Origin of the sequence: Azospirillum brasilense (assembly GCF_003349955.1) — a bacterium.
Lineage (GTDB): Bacteria > Pseudomonadota > Alphaproteobacteria > Azospirillales > Azospirillaceae > Azospirillum > Azospirillum brasilense_B.
The window spans coordinates 130,579-150,690 of the sequence record NZ_QLKQ01000001.1 but is presented as its reverse complement, the minus strand read 5'-3'; the positions used below and the strand labels follow the sequence as shown (position 1 = coordinate 150,690).

Here is a 20,112-nt window from a genome sequence, read left to right as displayed (position 1 = left end):
TCGGCCTACACGGAAATCCTGAACAGCGCGCCGGTGAACAGCGTGGCGCCGAGCGTGAGCGGGACGGCGACGGTGGGCAACGCCCTGTCGACCACCAACGGCAGTTGGAGCGACGCCGACGGCGACGGTCGGAGCTACAGCTACCAGTGGTACCGCGCGGACGACAGCAACGGGACCAACGCGGCGTCGATCAGCGGGGCGACGAGCGCCAGCTACACGCTGACCACGTCCGACGCGCACAAGTACCTGCGGGTTGTGGTGACGGCGAACGACGGCAAGGGCGGCACGCCGACGGCGACCTCGGCCTACACGGAAATCCTGAACAGCGCGCCGGTGAACAGCGTGGCGCCGAGCGTGAGCGGGACGGCGACGGTGGGCAACGCCCTGTCGACCACCAACGGCAGTTGGAGCGACGCCGACGGCGACGGTCGGAGCTACAGCTACCAGTGGTACCGCGCGGACGACAGCAACGGGACCAACGCGGCGTCGATCAGCGGGGCGACGAGCGCCAGCTACACGCTGACCACGTCCGACGCGCACAAGTACCTGCGGGTTGTGGTGACGGCGAACGACGGCAAGGGCGGCACGCCGACGGCGACCTCGGCCTACACGGCGATCCTGAACAGCGCGCCGGTGCTGAGCACGGACGCGCGTAGCCTGACCGCCATCGAGGAAGACGACACCGGCAACAACGGCGACACCGTGGCGGCCATCCTCGCCTCCGCCGGGACGGCCACGGATGTCGACGGCAACGCGCTGGGAATCGCGATCACCGCGGCCGACACCAGCCATGGCACGTGGCAGTACAAGAGCGGGGCCGGAAACTGGACCACCATCACCGGCGTCTCGGGCGCGTCGGCCTTGCTGCTCGCCAGCACCGACCGCGTGCGCTTCGTGCCGAACGCTGACTACAACGGATCGGTCACCGGCGGCGTCACATTCAAGGCGTGGGATCAGACCTCCGGTACGGCGGGCACCACGGTCGGCAACGACACCACCGCGAACGGCGGGCAGGGCAGCGGCAGCCAGTTCAGTGTCGGCAGCGCCACGGCGGGAATCGCCGTGACCGCGGTGAACGACGCCCCGGTGCTGACCGACACCGTCCTTGTCCTGCCCAACGTCGCCCAGGCCGCGGGTGCGCCCAGCGGTGCCGTGGGTGCCGCCGTGTCGTCGCTGGTGGCGCTCGGCACGAACGTGTCCGACGTGGACAGCGGCGCCGTCACCGGCATCGCGCTGGTCGGCGTGGACACGTCGGAAGGCGGTACCTGGTACTACAGCACCGACGGCGGCTCCACCTGGACAGCCGTCGGCACGGTGAACGACAGCGGAAACGCGCTGCTGCTGCGCACCACGGATCGGCTCTACTACGAGCCGACGGGCAACAACGCGGGCATCCTCAACGCGGCGATCACCTTCCGCGCCTGGGACCAGACCAGCGGCACCGCCGGGACCAAGGTGGCGACCGCGGGCGGCGGCGGCATCTCCGCCTTCTCCGCGGCCACGGACACCGCCAGCCTTTCGATCACCCCGGCCACCCTGGCAAGCACCGTGGCCCTCGCGGCCGCGTCGGACACGGGCAACAGCAACTCGGACAACATCACCAAGGCAACCAGCGTCACCTTCGACGGCAGCGGCGCCAACGCCAACGCCAACACGACGGTGCGGCTCTACGCCAACGGCACGCTGGTGGCGACGACCACCGCCGACGCGTCGGGCGCCTACAGCTTCACCGGTGTCGACGTGTCCGGCCTCAGCGGCGCGGTCGACTTCACCGTCCGTCAGGTCATCGCCGGGATGGAGAGCGCCGACTCCGCCGTCCGGACCGTGACCTTCGACCGCACGGCGCCGACCGTCGCCATCACCACGGTGACGGGCGACAACGTTCTGAACGCGGCGGAAAGCGCCGTGGCCCAGACGGTGGCGGGCACCACGACGGGCGTCGAGGACGGCCAGACGGTCACGGTGTCGCTGAACGGCAAGACCTACAGCACGACGGTGACCAACAACGCCTGGAGCCTGTCCATCCCCTCCGACGATCTGCTGGCGCTGACGGACGGCGGCACTTACACCGTCACCGCCGATCTGGCGGATGTGGCGGGCAACGCCGCGGTCCAGGCGACGCGCAGCGTCTCGGTCGACCGCACGCCGCCGACCCTCGCCATCGCCACCGTGGCGGGCGACAACGTGCTGAACGCGGCGGACAGCGCCGTCGGGCAGACGGTGTCGGGGGTGACCAACGGCGTCGAGAATGGCCAGACGGTCACGGTGTCGCTGAACGGCAAGACCTACAGCACGACGGTGACCAACAACAGATGGAGCCTGACCGTCCCCTCCGGCGATCTGCTGGCGCTGACCGACGGCGCCAGCTACACCGTCACCGCCAGCCTCACCGACGCGGCGGGCAACCCCAGCGTGGCGACCCGCAGCCTGTCGGTGGACCGTACGCCGCCATCGGTGGTCAGCGTCACGCCGCCCCCGGCGCGGACCTACCTCCCCGGCGAGACGCTCAGCTTCTTCGTCCAACTCAGCGAGACGGTCGTCGTCAACGGCGGCAATCCGGTTCTGGAACTGGCGGTCGGAAGCGACATCCGGAACGCGACCTACAACGCGGCGGGCAGCACCGGCACGCTGTTGCGCTTCGACTACGTCGTTCCGGTCGGCGACCGGGCGCCGCAGGGCGTTTCCGTCCTTGGGATGGCGCTGAACGGCTCGATCGTCACGGACCTCGCCCAGGGGCCGCTGCTGACCGCGCTGGCGGGCATCGGCGACACCAGCGAGGTGCGCATCGACACCCCGATCCCGGCGAAGCCGGTCGGGACGGCGCTGAGCGGCCTGTCCGACTCCGGCGTGTCGGCGACGGACCGGTTGACCAACGTGACGAGGCCGACCCTGTCCGGCACCGCCGAGGCGAACGCCACGGTGACCGTGCTGGTGGACGGCATCGCGGTGGGAACCACCGTGGCCGACGAGAACGGCTTCTGGGTCCATCGCCTCCAGACGCCACTGACCGACGGAACGCACAACATCACCACCACGGCGACCAACCGGTTCGGCATCGTCAGCGATCCGTCGGATGCGCTGGCCGTGGTGATCGACACGGCGGTGCCGGTGGCGCCCGCGCCGTCGGTGACCAGCGCCACCGTCGCCGGTGCCGCGGCGGGTGAGCGGATTTCCGGAATCGCCAAGCCGGCCCTCGCCGGAACGACGGAAGCTGGCAGCACGGTCAACGTGCTGGTCGACGGCAAGGTCGCCGGAACGGCGGTCGCCGACGCCAACGGCGCCTGGACCTTCCAGTTCACGGCGGCGCTGGCCGACGGCACGCACAGCGTCCAGGTGCAGGCCACCGACCGGGCCGGCAATGCCAGCAGCCTGTCGGCGGTCACCACCCTCACCATCGACACCACGCCGCCGACCGCTCCCACCGTGGCGCTGAACACCACCGCCGGCAGCACGCCGGTCGTGCAGGGCACCGCGGAAGCGAACAGCCTGGTCACCGTTGCGATCAACGGACAGACGATCGGCACGGCGCGCGCCAGCGCGACCGGCACATGGCAACTGGCCCTGGCTTCCGATCTGAGCGTCGGCAGCTATGTGATTTCGGCCAAGGCGAGCGATGCCGTCGGCAACACCGGCAACGCCGGAACAACCACCTATTCGGTGGCTCCGCCGCCGCCGCCGCCGGTCGTGGTGGTCGCCGCCGGAAGCGGGAACACGACGACGGCGGTGTCTTCGTCCAACTCCGCGGTGGGATCGGTTGCCGGTACGGGGATAACGCAGACGACCGGACCGACTCTGGGAACCGCGCCGACTCTGCCCGGCCTGCAGACGAGCAGCGACGCGGGCCGGGTCATCACCAGCTCAACGATCAGCAGCGGGAGCGCCGCCGGCAACGGGAACAGCAGCACGGACGCCGGGCGTTCGATCACCATCGGCGCCATCGGGAACTCGTCCAGCAGTGATGCCGGGCGTTCAATCACCATCTCCGCCATGGGCGGGGCGCCCTCCGGTGGCGGCACGGCGAGTTCGTCCAGCGGGGTTTTGGGCGGCAGCACCGGCGGGGCGAGCAATTCGGGGCTGAGCGGTGTCGTCAGCGGCAGCGGCGGCGGCCTCGGGGGCGCTCTGGGCGGCGGCGTCGGTGGCGGTTCCGGCTTGGGCGGTTCGGGCCTGGGCAATTCGGGCCTGGGCAATTCGGGCCTGGGTGGCGCCGCTTCGGGCGGGCTTGGCGCTGGTCCAGGTGCCGGCTCCGGCGGCGCGTTCGGCGGCGGCCCGGCGGGTGGCGTCTCGGGCGCGGGCCTCGGCACGGGTGGACCCGCCGCCGGCGGTGGGGCGACCGGCTCCGGAACCGGCAACGGCGGTCTCAACGGCAACGTTGGCCCGGGCGGCGCGGCCTCCGGCGGCGCTCAAGGCGGCACCGCTGCTCCCGGCGGCCCCGGCACCGCGGCGGGTGGGCTGGGCAACGCACCGGGCAACCGGCCCGGCTCCACCATCGAGAACGCCCCGGCCACCCGGCCCAACAACTCGGCGGCCCCGCAAGGACAGCCGCAAGGGCAAGGCCAGCCGCAGGGGCAGCCCCCGGCTGGCGACGCGCCGGCGGGCGGCGATTCCGGCGTTGCTCCGGTCGCGCCGGACGGGCAGGGGCAGGCCCCCGGCCCACGCGCCGATCTTCTCGACGGGGCTTCCCGCCCGGCCTTCTCCCGACAGGTGGCCCAGATCCATGGCGCCGCCGATGCCCAGACCGCGGCGTTGCTCGCCGCCCTCACCTCGCATGCTCCTCCGGGAAGCCGGGCGGCCTAGCGCCTCCCGCGCCTCCCCCCCCCTCTTCCCCGCCGAAGCTTTTCTTTTCAAATGGATTGCCGACGAGAATGACCCGGTTCGCTTCCTCCCTCCGGCCGCGGGGCCAAAAAGCCCGTGCGTCCTTCGTCCTCGCTGCCGCAGCACTCCTCGCCAGCGGATGTTCGGTCAGCCCCAAGCCTCTGACCGACGACGAGAACGTGTCCCGCCTGCGCGAGGACATGTCGGTGATCATGGCGCCGCAGGAGCCGATCACCGGCCCGGTGTCGATGCACGAGGCGATGGCGCGGGCCATCAAGTACAACCTCGACGAACGCGTGAAGCTGATGGAGATGGCGGTTGCCAACCAGCAGCTCGACCTGTCGCGCTTCGACATGCTGCCGCGTCTGGTGGCCGGGGCGGGCTACACCGGGCGCGACAACGAATCCGGGTCGGAAAGCCTGAACCTCGCCACCGGTCGCCGCACGGGCGAGAGCACCACGGCCACCGACCGGCATCGCCGGACCGCCGACCTGGGCTTCACCTGGAACATTCTCGATTTCGGTGTCAGCTACCTGCGCGCCCGTCAGAACTCCAACATCGTCCTGATCGCCGACGAGCGCCGCCGCCGCGTCGTGCAGGGCATCCTGCAGGACGTGCGCACCTCCTACTGGCGCGCGGTCGCGGCGGAGCGGCTGCTGAAGCGGATCGATCCGCTGGAGAAGCGCATCGAGGCGGCGCGCAAGAACGCGAGCACCCTGGAGGCCCAGCGTGTCCAGGCCCCGCTGCAGACCCTGTCCTACCAGCGCGCGCTGGTCGACACGCTGCGCCAGCTCCAGACGCTGCGGCGCGAGCTGGTCGCCGCGAAGTCGCAGCTCGGCGCGCTGATGGGCCTGCCGCCGGGCGAGAACTTCACGATCCAGATGCCGCCGGACGTCACCGGCAAGGACGTCCCGGCGATCACGGCGTCGGTGGAATCCCTGGAAACCTACGCGCTCCTCAACCGGCCGGAATTGCTGGAGGAGTCCTACAACGCCCGCATCACCGCCGACGAGACGCACCGCGCCCTGTTGAAGCTGCTGCCGGGCATCGACCTGAACGCCGGCCTGCATTACGACAGCAACAGCTTCCTGCTGAACCAGCGCTGGGCCGACTACGGGGCACGGGTGTCCTGGAACATCCTGTCGCTGGCCTCGGCCCCGGACACCCACGCCTTCTCCAAGGCGCAGGAGGAGCTGGTCGCCTTCCGCCGTCAGGCCCTCAGCGTCGCCGTGCTGAGCCAGGTGCGCGTGGCGGTGGTGCAGTTCCGCGAACTGTCGCAGGAGTTCTCGCTCAACGCCGACCAGGCGGCGATCGACCGCCGCATCCGGCAGCAGTACGCAAACAGCAGCACGGTCGGCCAGCAGGGCGACATGAGCGTGATCCAGGCCGAGGTGTCGGAACTCGTCTCCGACCTGCGGCGCGATCTCGTCTACGCCGACCTGCAGAACGCCTACGCCCGCGTCATGGTGTCGGCGGGCGTCGATCCGATGCCGGAGGCCGTGCCGTCCCAGGATCTCGCGACGCTGCGTCAGGCGGTGTCCGACGGGCTGGGCGCCTGGCAGCAGAAGGCCGGCGGTACGGCGCGCCTTCAGGATCTGCTGGTTCCCTCCGCCACGACCTCCGAAAAGGCCCCGGCGCAAAGGGCTCCGGCGGAAAACGCTTCGGTCGAGAAGGCGGCCGAGCCGACGGCCGCCCCGATGGCCGCGCGCGGCGGGGAGCCGGTGGACCGCAAGGCGGCCCTGCCGGAGCGCGTGACGGTGGCCGAGTTGCCGACGCGACCGGCTGCGCCGGTTGCCGGCTCGATGACGGCCCCGATGACGGTCTCCTACAGCCCGTCCACCCGGGCGGAGCCGACCAAGGTCTACTCGGTGCCGCTGAGCGCGCTGGCCCCAATGGCGCGTCCGTCCGCGCGTTGACGCCTTGGGGGGGGCGTCGCGCGGCGGCGCCCCCTTTCGGCTGTGCCGGCGCACCGCCGTTGAAACAAATAAGCGTGCAGGATCACTTGCCGATCCTGGATCGTTGCGCTTCCGAAGCAAAGGGTGCAGAAAATCTCTGCCATGATGTGCCGCTTTCGCCCCTCACGCTTCCTTGCCGCGCTGTCTATCGCGCTGCTTCCCTTGCCGCTTGCCGCCGCCGACCCGGCGCCGGTCCCCGAAGGCGGTGTGCGCGCTTTGATCGAGGCGCGGCAGCACGCCGTGCTGTCCAGCGAGATCGCCGGACGCATCGGGCGGATGACCGTGGAGGCGGGGCAGTCCTTCAAGGCGGGGCAGACGCTCGTCGCCTTCGATTGCAGCCTTTATCAGGCGACGGTCGATGCCGCCCGCGCCAACCTCCGTGCCGCCGAGGTCACCGTGCGGCAGAACCGCCGGCTGGAGCAGCTGAAATCCATCGGCGGGGCCGAGGTCGAAATGGCCGAGGTCAAGGCCGAGGCCGCCCGCGCCGATCTGCGCAAGGCGGAGATCGAGGTCCGCCGCTGCGACGTGAAGGCGCCCTTCGACGGCAAGGTGGTGGAACAGCGCATTCGCGAGCATGAGTCGGTCCCCGCCGGCACGGCTTTGCTGGAGGTTCTCTCCGACCGCGATCTCCGGGTGGAGCTGATCGTTCCATCCTCCTGGCTGGTCTGGCTGAAACCCGGCCAGCGATTCGAACTGCGCATCGACGAGACCGGCGAGGTCCTGGACGGTGAGGTCACCCTGACCGGAGCCCGCGTCGATCCGGTCAGCCAGTCGCTGAAGGTGACGGGCAAGCTGCAGGCCGACAAGCAGGGCAACGCTCCGAACCTGGTCGCCGGCATGAGTGGAACCGCCCGCTTCACCCCGCCGGAGGAGGCCAAAGGTGCCCGATGACGTCACATCCCTCCGGACGGAGGCGGTCAACCCGCTGAACGGCCTCCTGCTTCTGCTGAACCTGCAGCAGGAGGCCCGGCAGGCGCAGAATCCGGAGGCGCTGCGCTTCTTCCTGGTGAACCAGACGCGGCGGATGATCGCCTACCAGCAGGCGGTTTTCCTGACCCTCGCGCCATCGGGCAAGGCGCGGCTCGAAGCCGTGTCCAACATCGCCGTTCCGGAGCGCGACGCCCCTTTCACCCGCTGGCTGGAGGCCGCGGCCTCGGCCATCGCCGCGGGGGCGGAGGCGCGCAACCTGCACAGCGTCGCTTCCACGGAGGTGCCGCCAGCGCTGGCTCGTGACTGGGGCCAGTGGGGACCGGCGCAGGCGCTTTGGGTTCCCTTGCCGGCGCCGGACGGCACGGTCACATCGGTGTTGTGGCTCGCCCGCGACAACGCATGGACGGAGGGGGAGAAGGTTCTTCTCGGCCAGCTTTCCGGCGGGTACGGACACGCATGGTGGGCGCTGACCCAGGCCGGACGCCGCTCCGGGCTGCGGGCGCGCAAGGGGCTGTGGGCTCTGGCGGTGGCGGCGGTTCTGGCGGCGGTTCTCGCCATCCCGGTGCCGCAATCGACGCTGGCCCCCGCGGAGGTGGCGCCGCGCGATCCGCTGATCGTCAGCGCTCCGCTGGAAGGCGTGATCGAACGCTTCCACGTCCAGCCGAACGAGCCGGTGACCACCGGACAGCCTCTGTTCAGCTTCGAATCGTCGATTCTGAGAAGCCGCCTGGAGGTGGCGCGCAAGGCGCTGGCCTCGGCGGAAGCGGAACTGCTGACCGCCTCCCAGGGGGCTTTCGCCGATCCGCAGAGCAAGGCGCGCATCGCCCAGCTGAAGGCCCAGGTGGAACTGCGCCGGGCGGAGATGGACTTCGCGCGCGACCTGATGGAGCGCGTCACCGTGAAGGCGGAGCGGGCCGGCATCGCGGTCTTCACCGACGCCAACGACTGGCTGGGCAAGCCGGTGGCGGTGGGTGAGCGCATCCTGACCCTGGCCGACCCGCAGGCCGCGGAGATCGACGTGCATGTCCCGGTCAACGACGCGATCGTGCTCCAGGAGGGCGCGGAGGTCAGCCTCTATCTGAACGTCGATCCCCTGCGGCCGTTGCGCGCCACGGTGTCCCACGCCAGCTATGAACCGGGGCTGACCCAGGGCGGGGTCCTGGCCTACCGCGTCCGCGCCGATCTGGCGCCGGACCAGCCGACACCGCGCATCGGGCTGCGCGGCACCGCCAAGATCCAGGGCGAGCGGGTGCCGCTGGCCCTCTACCTGTTCCGCCGCCCGTTGGCGGCGCTGCGCCAGACCGTGGGGCTCTGAGCCATGGGCGCCGCCGCCATCGGCATGGCGACGGGGCCGGCGGGGGTCACGCCGGTGGACCCGCTGGACAGTGTGCGGCTTCCGCCGCTGCGCGAGGAGCTTCACCTGCTTCCGGCCCCGCCGGCGGTGGATGGATCGCCCTGCTGGACAATCCACGACCCGGTGCGCAACCGCTACTTCCGCATTGGTCACGGCGCTTTCGAGGTCATTGCCCGCTGGCATCACGGATCGCCCCGCGCCATCGCCGCCGCGGTGGCCGCCGAAACGGTCCTGGAGCCCGAGCCGGAGGATGTGGTCGGCCTCTACAAGTTCCTTGCCGGCAACAACCTGACCCAGGGCGCCGACGTTGACTTCCTCGCGAAGCAGACGGCGGCGCGCCGCACGTCCTGGTGGATGTGGCTGCTGCACAACTACCTGTTCTTCCGCATTCCGCTGGTCCGGCCCGACGCCTTCTTGAACGCCACGGTTCGCTACGTCGCGCCCTTCTACAGCCGCGCGTGGTTGTGGACGGTGATCGGCGCGGGGATCCTCGGCCTGATCCTGGCGATGCGCCAGTGGGACAGTTTCGCCCACACCTTCCTGCATTTCTTCACGCTGGAAGGCATGGCGCTGTACGGCCTGACCCTGTTGGTGACGAAGACGCTGCACGAGTTGGGGCACGCCTACACCGCGAAACGCTTCGGCTGCCGGGTGCCGACGATGGGGGCTGCCTTCCTGGTGCTGTGGCCGGTGCTCTACACCGACACCAGCGACGCGTGGCGGCTCGTCTCGCGCCGGGCCCGGCTGCACATCGCGGCGGCGGGCATGCTGACGGAGCTGGCGCTGGCCGCCTTCGCCACGCTGGCGTGGAGCTTCCTGCCCGACGGGCCGCTGCGCAGCGCCGCCTTCCTGGTGGCGACGGTGAGCTGGGTGACGACCCTGACCATCAATCTCAGCCCCTTCATGCGCTTCGACGGCTACTATCTGCTGGCCGACGCGCTGGACGTCCCGAATCTTCAGGACCGCGCCTTCACGCTGGCCCGCTGGCGGCTGCGCGAATGGCTGTTCGGCCTGGGCGAGGAGGCGCCGGAACGGTTCGATCCGTGGATGCACCGGGTGTTGCTGGTCTACGCCTTCGCCACCTGGGTCTACCGGCTGGTGCTGTTCATCGGCATCGCGGTCCTGGTCTATCACTTCTTCATCAAGGTGCTGGGAATCGTGCTCTTCGCGGTCGAGGTCGGGTGGTTCATCCTGCGCCCGCTGGTCAACGAGATGAGGGAATGGTGGGAGCGGCGGGGAAGCCTGCGGCCCAACCGCAATCTCCTGATGACCCTGGGCGGCCTGACCGCGCTGGTCTGGCTGGCCTTCGTGCCGGTCACCGGGACCATCGCCGTGCCATCGGTGTGGCGGGCGGAAGGCTTCTCGACCCTGTTCGCCCCGGTGCCGTCCCGCATCGCGGAGGTGCTGGTCCAGCCCGGCCAACGCGTGGCGGCGGGTGACCTGCTGTTCCGCCTGGAGGCGCCGGAGCTGACCAGCCGCCTGCAGCAGTCGGAGCTGCGCATTGCGCTGGCCCAGGACCGCATCGACCGGATGCTGGCTGCCCGCGACGGGCTGGACCGGGTGCGCGTGATGGAGGAGGATCTGGCCGCCGGGCTGGCCGACCGGCAGGGCCTGCTGGACGGTTTGGCGCGGTTGGAGATTCGCGCGCCCATCGCCGGCAAGGTGGTCGATGTGGCCGACGCGCTGCGCCCCGGGCGCTGGGTCGGGCCGTCGCTGGCGCTGGGCCAGATCGTCGCCGACGGTGTCGGGGAACTGGTCGGCTATGTCGCCGAGAACGACCTCAGCCGCGTCGCGGTGGGGGCGGCGGCGGTGTTCCATGCCGACGATCCGCTGCGTCCCCGATTGGAAGCGCGGGTGACGGCGGTGGACCGGGTGAGCGTGAAAGGGCTGGATGTTCCTGCCCTCGCCTCGATCCACGGCGGTCCGATCGCGGTGGAGAGCCAGACCGGAGCGTCGATGGGGCGGACGAACGCCGAGGCCGCGCGCTCCAACCTGAAGCCGATGGAGGCGGTCTATCGGGTGACCCTGGCGCCGCTGGACCGGACGCAGGCGGGGCCCGCCCACCAGACGCGCGGCGTGGCCCGCGTGGAGGGCGAGGCGCGCAGTCTGGCCGACCGCTTCTGGCGCACCGCGCTGGCCGTGCTGATCCGCGAAACCGGGTTCTGACGGCGGCGTCCGTCAGGGTGCGATCGCCCACTGCCCGTTCGCCATCTTGCAGAAGGTCAGCTTGTAGGGTTGGACGGTGCGCCGGATGAAGTTGGCCTGCACGTCCCCGCAGGGCGCGCCGTCGCGTTCGTGAACCTTCTGCACGAGGACATCGCCGCGCACGCCGGTCTTCGGGTTGCTCCATTCGGTGCGCCGCCCCGCCTCCATGGGCGTCAACGCGTCGCCAAGCGCCTTGCGGAACAAATCCCAATCCTCGTCCGTCAAATCCAACCCGCCGCGTCCGCCGAGGAAAAGGCCGAACTGCGCCTGCGCCGGGGTGGCGACGGCCAGCGTCGCGACCAATGCGACGGCGTAAAGCCCTAAGGCAAAGGACGGGATGGGTAACAGGCGCATGCGGCGGCTCCTTATGGCCGTTTTCAAATCCGGGCATTTTAGGAACGATTTATGATGGCCTCATGTGAAGACAGGTCACGAACCGGGGTGTTACGGTAACATACGCTTTACGCATCGGCAGGCGGCGGCCTCCGGCCGTTTTCATGATCCGGCCATGCTGCGAGATGTTCCAAAGGCAGGATCACGGTGCGCGTTCCGCCGCGGGGCCGTCCGATAGGCAACGGTAACGTACTGGCTTCCTGATCGAGGGGCGGACGAGCGTTTCCCATTGTCGGTCCCCGTCATCGGCGCGGACTTTTCCGCCCGATGGGCACCGCTCCGTCGCTCTCCGGCAGGATGGCCCCTTATGAACGAAGATTCGGGGACGCGCCGCAGGTTGGCCCGGTGGCCGGCCGTTGCCCTGTTTGCCGTCCTGCTGTTTGCCGCCTCGCCGTCCGGATGGGCCGTGGCGCAGACGCCCGATGCCCACGCGCCGGCGGCCGGCGGGCCGACGACGGCGCTGGAGGTGTATGCCGCGCGGCTGGAGGCGGTCGCCGCCACCTATCCACGGCTTCCCACCGTCCTGTCGGACGCCTTCGCCCGCCCCAACGGGCGGGAGGCGGCGGTGAACCCGCTGCGCCTGCTGCGCGGCCTGCTGACCCTCTTCGCGGCGGGGACGGCGGCGCTGCTGTTGACGAGCCGGGTCCTGGCGGGGCCGCTCCGCAAGCTGGAGGCGGACGGCGGGGCGCCGCTGCTGACCGGCGCGTTGCGCTTCGTGCTGGGGCTGGTTCCGGTGGGCGCCTTCGCACTCGGGGTGCTGGTCGTTTACGCGATCGTGCGTCCGCCGCATCCCGCGGCCCCGGCCGTCCTTCTGGCGGTGCTCCAGGCGGCGCTGACCGTTCTGCTGACCGACCGGCTGATCCGCTTCCTCTGCGCGCCGAGGCGCCCCAGGCTGCGCCTGATCCCGCTGGAGGACGCCGACGCGCGCGCCCTGCACCGCACGGGCGTGGTCACCGTGACGTTGGCCGCGACGGTGCTCGGGTTGATCGATCTTCTGCTGGCGCTGGGGGTCGGCGGGAACGCCATCGTCGCGATCGGCCTGCCGCTGAGCACCGTGCCCTTTCTGTATCTGCTTTACCGCGTGTGGCGCGGGCGTGTTCCGGTGGCGCGGGCCATCGCCCGCCCATTGGGCGTCGAGGTGAAGGACCACTCCACGCTTGGGCTGTGGGCGGTGGTGGCCTCGGTCTATCTCGTCGCCTTGTGGCTGGTCGTGGCGGCGGCGGCGGTGCGGCTGGAGCCGGCGACGGGGCCGCGGATGCTCGCCAGCCTGCTGGTGGCGCTGGCGGTGCCGGCCATCGCCCTGATGGCCCAGCGCCCGCTCGCCCGCTTCTACCGGGGGGAGGAGACGGAGGCGGGGAAGGCCGCGGTGGCACGGGTGATGCGGGCGCTGTGGTTGGCCCTGTTCGTCGTCGGCGTTTTCGCCACCGCGGCCATCTGGGGATTCCGGGTGGAGCAGGCGACCGGAGCGACCGGCATTGCCCTGCGGCTGCTGTTCAACGTGACGGTCGTGCTTCTGCTGGGCTACGTCGCCTGGACGATGGTGGTGCGGATGATCGACCGGACGCTGGAGGAGGCCCGGCACGACGGGGTGTCGTCGCGCGGGCAGCGGCTGGCGACCTTGCTGCCGCTGTTGCGCAAGTTCCTTCAGGTCGTGCTGGTCGCCATCGTCGTCATGATCGTCCTGTCCTCGCTGGGCATCGAGATCGGGCCGCTGCTCGCCGGGGCGGGGGTGGTCGGCATCGCCATCGGACTGGGCGCGCAATCGACCATCGCCGACATCCTGGCCGGCGTCTTCTTCCTGTTGGAGGACGCGTTCCACATGGGCGACTATGTGGAGGTCGGCAACCTGCGCGGCACGGTGGAGGGCATCTCCCTGCGCTCCTTGAAGCTGCGCCACCACCGCGGCGCGGTGCACACGCTGCCCTTCGGCCAGATCAAGGCGCTGACCAACTACAGCCGCGACTGGGCGCTGATGCGTCTGGAGTTCCGCGTTCCACCCGAGACCGACATGGGGTTGGTGAAGAAGCTGGTGAAGGAGGTCGGCAAGGAACTGTCCGCCGACCCCGAGATGGGGCCGAGCTTCATCGAACCGTTGAAGTCCCAGGGCGTGCGGCGGGTGGAGGACGACGCGGCGATCATCGGGGTCAAGTTCATCACCAAGCCCAACGAGCAGTTCGTCATCCGGCGCGAGGCGTACCATCGCCTGATCCGCGCCTTCCAGGATCACGGCATCCACTTGGTCGGGCGCGGCGTGGTGGTGCGGGTGGACGATCCGGACGCCGCCAACCGGATCATCGGCTTCGCCGCCGCCCAGGCCACGAACGGCACCGGCAAGCAGAGCGGAGCCGCGGAGTGACCCCCGTCACGCCGCCAGCTTAACCGACAGCCATACCGCGATGACAAAGGCGGGCAGGCGGGCGAGCGCCGCGTCGTCCCGGCCGGTCTCCTCCTGCCACGCCCGGTGACGGTCCAGCGCGGTCCGCAGGGTGGCCGCCCGCTCCGCCGCGGGGACGGCGGACAGGGCGGTGTCCAGGCTGGTCAGATAGGGTGGGAACTCGGCACTGGGGCCGACGAGGCCGCGCTCCGTCCCCTCGGGGTCGAACCACGCCTCCGCGGCGGCGGTGTCGGCGCTGGGCGGGACGACCATGCCGCCGACGTAGCCGGTGGGCTGCACCACCTTCCACCCCTTGCGGCTCGGTCCCGTGGTCCAGCCGAGCGCGCGGGCGACCTCCATGGTCGCGGCGCGGGTTGGCGCCTGCCGGGTGATGCGGTCCAGAAGGTCGGTCGGGTCGGCGGCGGGCATCGGTGCGCTCCTTTGATGAACCAAGCCGATGGCCCCCAACGTACAACATCGGTGGCGGGCGGGGCGATGACAGCCTATCTGGGAAACGGCCCATCAGGCGAGAGGGAGCGGTGCGGAAAAGAATGACGGCCACCATCCTGGTGATTTTGATGACGCTGGTCCTGTTGCTGGCCGGTCCGGCCTTCGTGATCGCGTCGGGGACGGCGACGCTTGGCGTGGACTGGAGCCGGGCCGATCGCACGTCGGTCGGCCTCGCCCCCGATCCCGTCACGACGCAAGAGGCGGTGGTGCAGGTCTACGCCGCCCGCGCCCTGTCCTGGCGCGGCGCCTTCGGCACCCACCCGTGGTTCGCGGTGAAGCCGGCGGGGGCGTCGGCCTACACCGTCTACGAGGTGATCGGCTGGCGGGTCTACCGCGGCCTGCCGGCGGTGGCGGTCAGCAACCGCGATCCGGACGGGCGCTGGTTCGGTTCCGCCCCCGCCGTTCTGGCCGAGCTGCGCGGCCCCGCCGCCGAGGCCGCCATCCCCAAGATCGCCGAGGCCGCCGCGAGCTATCCCTACGCCGGGGAATACCGCATCTGGCCCGGCCCCAACAGCAACACCTTCGCCGCCTGGGTGGGGCGGGCGGTGCCGGAACTGCGGCTCGACCTGCCCTCCACGGCGCTGGGCAAGGATTATCTGGGCACCGGCCTGATCGCGCGGGCGCCCAGCGGCACCGGCTGGCAAGTCAGCCTGTTCGGCCTCGCCGGTCTCCTTCTGGCCAGGGAGGAGGGGTTCGAGGTGAATCTGCTGGGCATGACCTTCGGAGTCGACCCCTTCGACCTCGCGGTGAAGATCCCGGGCGTCGGGCGGGTGGCGCTGAACGCCCCCGCACCGACGGCTCCCGCGGCCGACAGCCCGCCGCCGGGCTGAGCCTCAGGTCTCCTCGTCGGCGGCGGACATGCCGGTGCCGGCGGGGCCCAGCGGCGGGTTGCCGCGCTTGAGGCCGAGCCGGGTCATGCAGTCCCACGCCTCCTCCGCCGTGTCGGCGATGTCGAACAGCTCCAGGTCGCCGGCGCTGATCATGCCGTGGTCGGCCAGTGCGCGGAAGTTCACCACCTCGTTCCAATAGTCGCGGCCGACGAAGACGATGGGCAGGCGGGAGGCCTTGTTGGTGTTGCGCAGGTTCAGGATCTCGAACGCCTCGTCGAAGGTGCCGAAGCCGCCGGGGAAGATCGCCAGCCCGTTGGCGCGCATCGCCAGATGCATTTTCCGGATGGCGAAATAGTGGAAGCGGAAGGTCAGCTCCGGCGTGCTGTAGGGGTTGGGGTGCGGCTCCTGCGGCAGGCTGATGTTGAAGCCGATGCTCGGCGCACCGGCCTCCTGAGCGCCGCGGTTGGCGGCCTCCATCAGGCCGGGACCGCCGCCGGTGGCGATCACGTTGTCGCGCTGCCCATCCTCGGTCGGCGCCAGGGCGCCGCCGCGCTCCGACACGATGCGGCCGAAGGTCCGGGCCTCCTCGTACCAGGCCGCCTGCTTGGCCCGCCGCTCGGCCTGCTGCCGCTCCTCCGGCGTCCGCGCGTCGCGGAGAAGCTGTTCCGCCCGCTCGGGCGAGGGCACCCGCGCGCTGCCGTAGACCACGATGGTCGAGCGGATGCCCCAGGCTTTCAGTTCCGATTCCGGCTTGGCGTATTCGAGCATGAAGCGCACACCGCGCATCGGCTCGCTCAACAGGAAATCACGGTCCTCGAAGGCGATCCGGTAGGCGGCGGATTCGTGGTTCGGCTTGCTGTCCTTCATGCTGTGCTCCGGCATGCTGTGCTCCGGGTGGGGACGGGGAACGGCTTCTGGTCATGTGGGGGCGCGGGCGGCTCATTGCCCGGACTCAAAGGATTTGCATTCAAAGCAATTGTGCCGCAGACCATCGGGAGGCGGAAGGGAAACCGGCTCCGTGTCTTTCCTTGCGCCTTGAGCTTGCCCACATGATGGTAAAGGCGGGGCCGGACCCGCTCCCGGCGTCTTGTCCGCGTCTTGCCTCGCGTCCTGCCTGAAGGGGCCACGTTGACCAGCACAGAGCCGCCATGGCCTTCGAGTGAGCGCCCCCGGCTGGATCGGCTGGAGAGCGACGGTGCGGCGGACGCGCCGCCGGAAGCGGTTTTCAACCGGCTGGCCCGGCTGGGTGCCCGTCACTTCCGCATGCCCGTCGTGACGATCAACCTGTTGGACGGGACGCGGCAATGGTCCAAGGCCGGCTATGGGCTGGAAACGGTGCCTGCCGAGCGGCAACTGCCCTTCTGCCCCTTCACCCTCCTCGGCGACGCGGTGCTGGTCGTCCGCGACGCGCTGGAGGACGACCGCTTCGCCGGTCATGAGGCGGTCACCGGGCCGCCGCATTTGCGCTTCTACGCCGGAGCGCCGCTGATTACGCCGGACGGCTTGCGGATCGGCACCTTCTCCCTTCTCGACCACCAGCCCCATCCCGAGTTCAGCGCGGAGGACGAGCGGGATCTGGAGGAGTTCGCCCGCCTCGCCATGCACGAGATGGACTCCCAGGCCGCCCGACGTGCCGCCCAGGCGGCCGAAAGGCTGCTGCGGGACAAGAACACCCTGCTGGAAAGTCTTTTGGAGAGCGTCACCGACCCGATCTTCACCAAGGACCGCGAGCGCCGCTTCACCCTGGTCAACGCCGCGACCGCGCGCCTGTTCGGCCGGACGCGGGACGCGGTGGCGGGGCTGACCGGCGGCGACCTGTTCCCGCCGGAGGAGGCGAAGCGCCTCGACGACCTGTGCGGACGGGTGATCGCCACCGGGCGTGAGGAGACGGTCGAGGAGGAGTTGCCCTTCCCGACGGAGGACGGGCGGCGCGTCCTGATGATCAGCGTGATGCCCTTGCGCGACGACGGGGGAAGCACCACCGGCGTCGTCGGGGTGGCCCGCGACATCACCGCCCGCAAGCGTGCGGAGGAGGCGCTGCGGTCGAGCGAGGCGCGGTTCCGCACGCTGGTGGACAACACGCCGCTGCTCATGTGGATCAACCGTTCCGACGGCACGCCCGAGTACTACAACGAGGAATTGCGCACCTACACCGGGCAGGACCCGGAGACCATGTCGGCGTGGCAGGGCTTCCATCCCGACGACCGCGCCGCGTACCTGGAGCTGCGGACGCGGTCGATCGCCGCCGGCACCCCCTATCAGAGCAACATACGGATGCGCCGCGCCGACGGGGCGTGGCGCTGGCACCAGTGCCGCGTGGTGCCGGTGCGGGAAAAGGGACGCATCGTCTCCTGGATCGGCACCGCGGTGGACATCCACGACATCCGGCGCGCCCAGCAGGCGGCGGAGGAGGCCGACCGCTCCAAGGGGCGTTTCCTCGCCGCGGCCAGCCACGACCTGCGCCAGCCCATGCAGTCGATCCTCCTGTTCGCCGGGGCGCTCGGCCCGCACGTCACCGGCGAGACCGGGCAGCGGGCGCTCGACCGGCTCCAGCAGGGGCTGGACACGCTGAAGGATCTTCTGGACAGCCTGCTCGACGTGTCGCGCCTCGACGCCGGGGTGGTGGCGCCGCAGATCGAGGAGTTCCCGGTCTCCGACCTGCTCGGCCCGCTGTCCGCCGCCTACGCCCCGCTGGCCGAGGCCAAGGGGCTGGACTGGCGGGTCGTACCCTTCACCGGCACGGTGCGCAGCGACCGCGTCCTGCTGGGCCGGATGCTGCGCAATCTGGTCGACAACGCCATCCGCTACACCGACCGCGGCCGCGTGATGGTCGATTGCCGGCCCCAGGGAACCCGCCTGTGCGTCGAGGTGCACGACACCGGCCTGGGCATCCCGCCCGACCAGCGGGAGCGCATCTTCGAGGAGTTCCACCAGATCGGCAATCCGGAGCGCGACCGCGACCAGGGTCTCGGCCTCGGCCTCGCCATCGTGCGGCGGCTGTCGCGTTTGCTCGATCACCCGGTCGATCTGGTGTCGCGTCCGGAGCGCGGTTCGATCTTCTCGGTCAGCGTGCCGCTGGTCCGCCACGACGCGCCGCATCCTCCGCCGCCCGTCCGAATGGCGCGGGACGAGGCTAAGGCGACGACCGGGGACGGGCGGCTGGCCGTGGTCGTGGAGGACGACGCCATCGTTCTGATGGGGCTGGCGGCGATGCTCGGCGAATGGGGATTCGAGGTGCTGTCCGCCGGAAGCATCGGCGAGGCGCTGGAGCAACTGCGCGGCGGCGGCCGGCGACCCGACATCGTGCTGGCCGATTACCGGCTGCGCCAGGGGCGTGTCGGTACCGAGGCGATCCTGCGCATCCGCGACCTGTTCGGCGAGGGCGTTCCGGGCCTGATCGTCACCGGGGAGATCGGGCCGGAACCGCAGCGCGACGCCGCGCAGCACGGTCTCGGCCTGATGCACAAACCGGTGACCCCGCGCCTTCTCGAAGCCGCGCTGGCCCGCCATCTTGGAGCCATTGGGCCGGCTTGAGCGTTGCTATCACCAGCGGCGCCGATGGCGCCGTGTCGTGAAAGGGTTTTGGAGGAGACACCAGCGTGCCATCCCTGTCGAAAGGTCTTGCCATGGTCGCCGTCGCGGCGGCGCTGGCCGGGTGCCAGTTCCCCGGCTTCCAATCGCCGCGGCAGACGGCCACGCTGCCGCCCCCGACCGTGCCGAAGCCGCCGCCCGAGGAGCGCGGGATCTGGATCGTCGGCAGCCCGTCCATGCGCGGGGCGGTCGGCACCGCGGCCAGCCGCTTCAACAGCACGCCGGACACCCAGCCGCGCCTCGTCGCCGAGGGCACCAACAGCGGTTTCCGCAGCTTCTGCGCCGGGGTGGGGCTGGAGCATCCCGACATGGTGGTGTCCGACCGCCGCATCGGGGCCGAGGAGCAGAAACGCTGCCGGGCCAAGGGCATCACCATGACGGAGTACGAGCTTGGGCCGAAGCAGTTCGTCTACGTGAAGGACGCCCACATGATGACCATCCCCGGCGTGCGCGACTTCACGGACAGTTGGGGCGTGAAGGGCAAGCCGGTGCGCGGGGCCTGATCAGCGGCCGGCAGCGGCGTCGGCAGCGGCCTGCTTGCGGAAGAAATCCACCCCCATCTGGATGCTGCGCCCGATGTTGGCGGCGCGGTCCTCGAAGAAGGCGGCGGCCTCGGGCGTGCAGACCTCGGCCGTCGTCTCGCGGAACAGCGCAAGCCAGCGCTCGAAATGCGCCGGCCCGATGTCGAAGCGGACATGCGCGGGCAGGGGGCGCCCGTCGTAGCGATGGGTCAGCAGGGCGACCGAGGACCAGAAGTCGATCATCTTCTGGAGATGCGGCTCCCAATCGGTGATCGCCGCGCCGAAGACCGGGCCGAGCAGGGCGTCGTTGCGGATCTTGCCGTAGAAGTTGCGGACGAGGGCTTCGATCATCGCCTCGTCGATGCCGGTCTTGGCGACCCGCTCGGCGATGGTGGCGGACTGGGGGGTGGGAACGGCGGTCGGGTCCAAGGCGGTCGGGTCCTAAAAGACATGAGGCGAACAAGACCCGGCACTATACCCGTCCCGGCGGCACGCCGCCACCCGCGCGGGGCTGTAAATTCCCTCTCCCCTCTGGGGAGAGGGTTAGGGTGAGGGGGTTGCGCTTGTGCCGGACGTGGCGCCACGCGCATCCCCCTCACCGGCCCTTCGGGCCACCCTCTCCCCGGAGGGGAGAGGG

At 70.5% G+C, this 20,112-nt stretch carries 13 protein-coding genes; 9 read left to right on the top strand and 4 right to left on the bottom strand.

Annotation, left to right across the window (positions count from 1 at the left end):
* From DXK32_RS33390 to DXK32_RS00630, 5 genes are all read left to right on the top strand, one after another.
* Positions 1-4,794, top strand: a 4,794-nt coding sequence (locus DXK32_RS33390) for an Ig-like domain-containing protein (RefSeq protein WP_282184560.1), incomplete at its 5' end; no start/stop codon positions are given.
* Positions 4,795-4,862: 68 nt separating this feature from the next.
* The gene (locus tag DXK32_RS00645; RefSeq protein WP_114856722.1) at positions 4,863-6,728 is read left to right on the top strand and encodes a TolC family protein; all 1,866 of its coding nucleotides are present in this window, start codon (positions 4,863-4,865) and stop codon (positions 6,726-6,728) included.
* Between the two features lie 141 nt (positions 6,729-6,869).
* Entirely contained in the window at positions 6,870-7,658 is a 789-nt protein-coding gene (locus DXK32_RS00640; RefSeq protein WP_247876903.1) for an efflux RND transporter periplasmic adaptor subunit, read from the top strand.
* Positions 7,648-9,012 (top strand): efflux RND transporter periplasmic adaptor subunit, encoded by a 1,365-nt coding sequence (locus DXK32_RS00635; protein ID WP_114856721.1) that lies wholly within the window; start codon positions 7,648-7,650, stop codon positions 9,010-9,012. The genes DXK32_RS00640 and DXK32_RS00635 overlap by 11 nt, the downstream gene beginning before the upstream one ends.
* Positions 9,013-9,015: 3 nt before the next feature.
* Entirely contained in the window at positions 9,016-11,217 is a 2,202-nt protein-coding gene (locus tag DXK32_RS00630; protein ID WP_114856720.1) for an HlyD family efflux transporter periplasmic adaptor subunit, read from the top strand.
* 12 nt (positions 11,218-11,229) lie between these two features.
* Here DXK32_RS00630 and DXK32_RS00625 read toward each other — a convergent pair whose 3' ends face one another.
* Entirely contained in the window at positions 11,230-11,610 is a 381-nt protein-coding gene (locus DXK32_RS00625) for an RT0821/Lpp0805 family surface protein (RefSeq protein WP_114856719.1), read from the bottom strand.
* A gap of 346 nt (positions 11,611-11,956) precedes the next feature.
* Here DXK32_RS00625 and DXK32_RS00620 point away from each other — a divergent pair, with 346 nt between their 5' ends.
* On the top strand, positions 11,957-14,005 hold the full coding sequence (locus DXK32_RS00620) for a mechanosensitive ion channel family protein (protein WP_114856718.1): 2,049 nt from the start codon (positions 11,957-11,959) through the stop codon (positions 14,003-14,005).
* A 6-nt stretch (positions 14,006-14,011) separates the two neighbouring features.
* Here the strand turns inward: DXK32_RS00620 and DXK32_RS00615 are convergent, their stop codons facing one another.
* Positions 14,012-14,452, bottom strand: coding sequence for a hypothetical protein (locus DXK32_RS00615; protein ID WP_114856717.1), 441 nt, complete (start codon positions 14,450-14,452; stop codon positions 14,012-14,014).
* Between the two features lie 122 nt (positions 14,453-14,574).
* On the opposite strand from DXK32_RS00615, the gene DXK32_RS00610 reads away from it, so the two are divergent.
* Positions 14,575-15,363 carry a DUF3750 domain-containing protein gene (locus DXK32_RS00610; protein WP_114856716.1) on the top strand — a complete coding sequence of 263 codons (789 nt, stop codon included), beginning with the start codon at positions 14,575-14,577 and terminating at the stop codon, positions 15,361-15,363.
* Between the two features lie 3 nt (positions 15,364-15,366).
* Here the strand turns inward: DXK32_RS00610 and DXK32_RS00605 are convergent, their stop codons facing one another.
* Entirely contained in the window at positions 15,367-16,245 is an 879-nt protein-coding gene (locus tag DXK32_RS00605) for an LOG family protein (RefSeq protein WP_247876902.1), read from the bottom strand.
* A gap of 246 nt (positions 16,246-16,491) precedes the next feature.
* Here DXK32_RS00605 and DXK32_RS00600 point away from each other — a divergent pair, with 246 nt between their 5' ends.
* Positions 16,492-18,897: a hybrid sensor histidine kinase/response regulator gene (locus tag DXK32_RS00600; protein ID WP_247876901.1), complete on the top strand. Its 2,406-nt coding sequence runs from the start codon at positions 16,492-16,494 to the stop codon at positions 18,895-18,897.
* Between the two features lie 65 nt (positions 18,898-18,962).
* A complete protein-coding gene (locus DXK32_RS31960) occupies positions 18,963-19,457 on the top strand; it encodes a substrate-binding domain-containing protein (protein ID WP_162801021.1) in 495 nt (164 codons plus the stop codon).
* On the opposite strand, the gene DXK32_RS00590 is transcribed toward DXK32_RS31960, so the two are convergent.
* Entirely contained in the window at positions 19,458-19,904 is a 447-nt protein-coding gene (locus tag DXK32_RS00590; RefSeq protein WP_114856715.1) for a group III truncated hemoglobin, read from the bottom strand.
* Between the last annotated feature and the right edge of the window lie 208 nt (positions 19,905-20,112).

Excerpts from the sequence above, each read along its gene's own strand:
- DXK32_RS00645 (WP_114856722.1), top strand. The coding sequence starts at position 4,863 with ATGACCCGGTTCGCTTCCTCCCTCCGGCCGCGGGGCCAAAAAGCCCGT.
- DXK32_RS00640 (WP_247876903.1), top strand. The coding sequence starts at position 6,870 with ATGATGTGCCGCTTTCGCCCCTCACGCTTCCTTGCCGCGCTGTCTATC.
- DXK32_RS00630 (WP_114856720.1), top strand. The coding sequence starts at position 9,016 with ATGGGCGCCGCCGCCATCGGCATGGCGACGGGGCCGGCGGGGGTCACG.
- DXK32_RS00625 (WP_114856719.1), bottom strand. The coding sequence starts at position 11,610 with ATGCGCCTGTTACCCATCCCGTCCTTTGCCTTAGGGCTTTACGCCGTC.
- DXK32_RS00620 (WP_114856718.1), top strand. The coding sequence starts at position 11,957 with ATGAACGAAGATTCGGGGACGCGCCGCAGGTTGGCCCGGTGGCCGGCC.
- DXK32_RS00615 (WP_114856717.1), bottom strand. The coding sequence starts at position 14,452 with ATGCCCGCCGCCGACCCGACCGACCTTCTGGACCGCATCACCCGGCAG.
- DXK32_RS00610 (WP_114856716.1), top strand. The coding sequence starts at position 14,575 with ATGACGGCCACCATCCTGGTGATTTTGATGACGCTGGTCCTGTTGCTG.
- DXK32_RS00605 (WP_247876902.1), bottom strand. The coding sequence starts at position 16,245 with ATGCCGGAGCACAGCATGAAGGACAGCAAGCCGAACCACGAATCCGCC.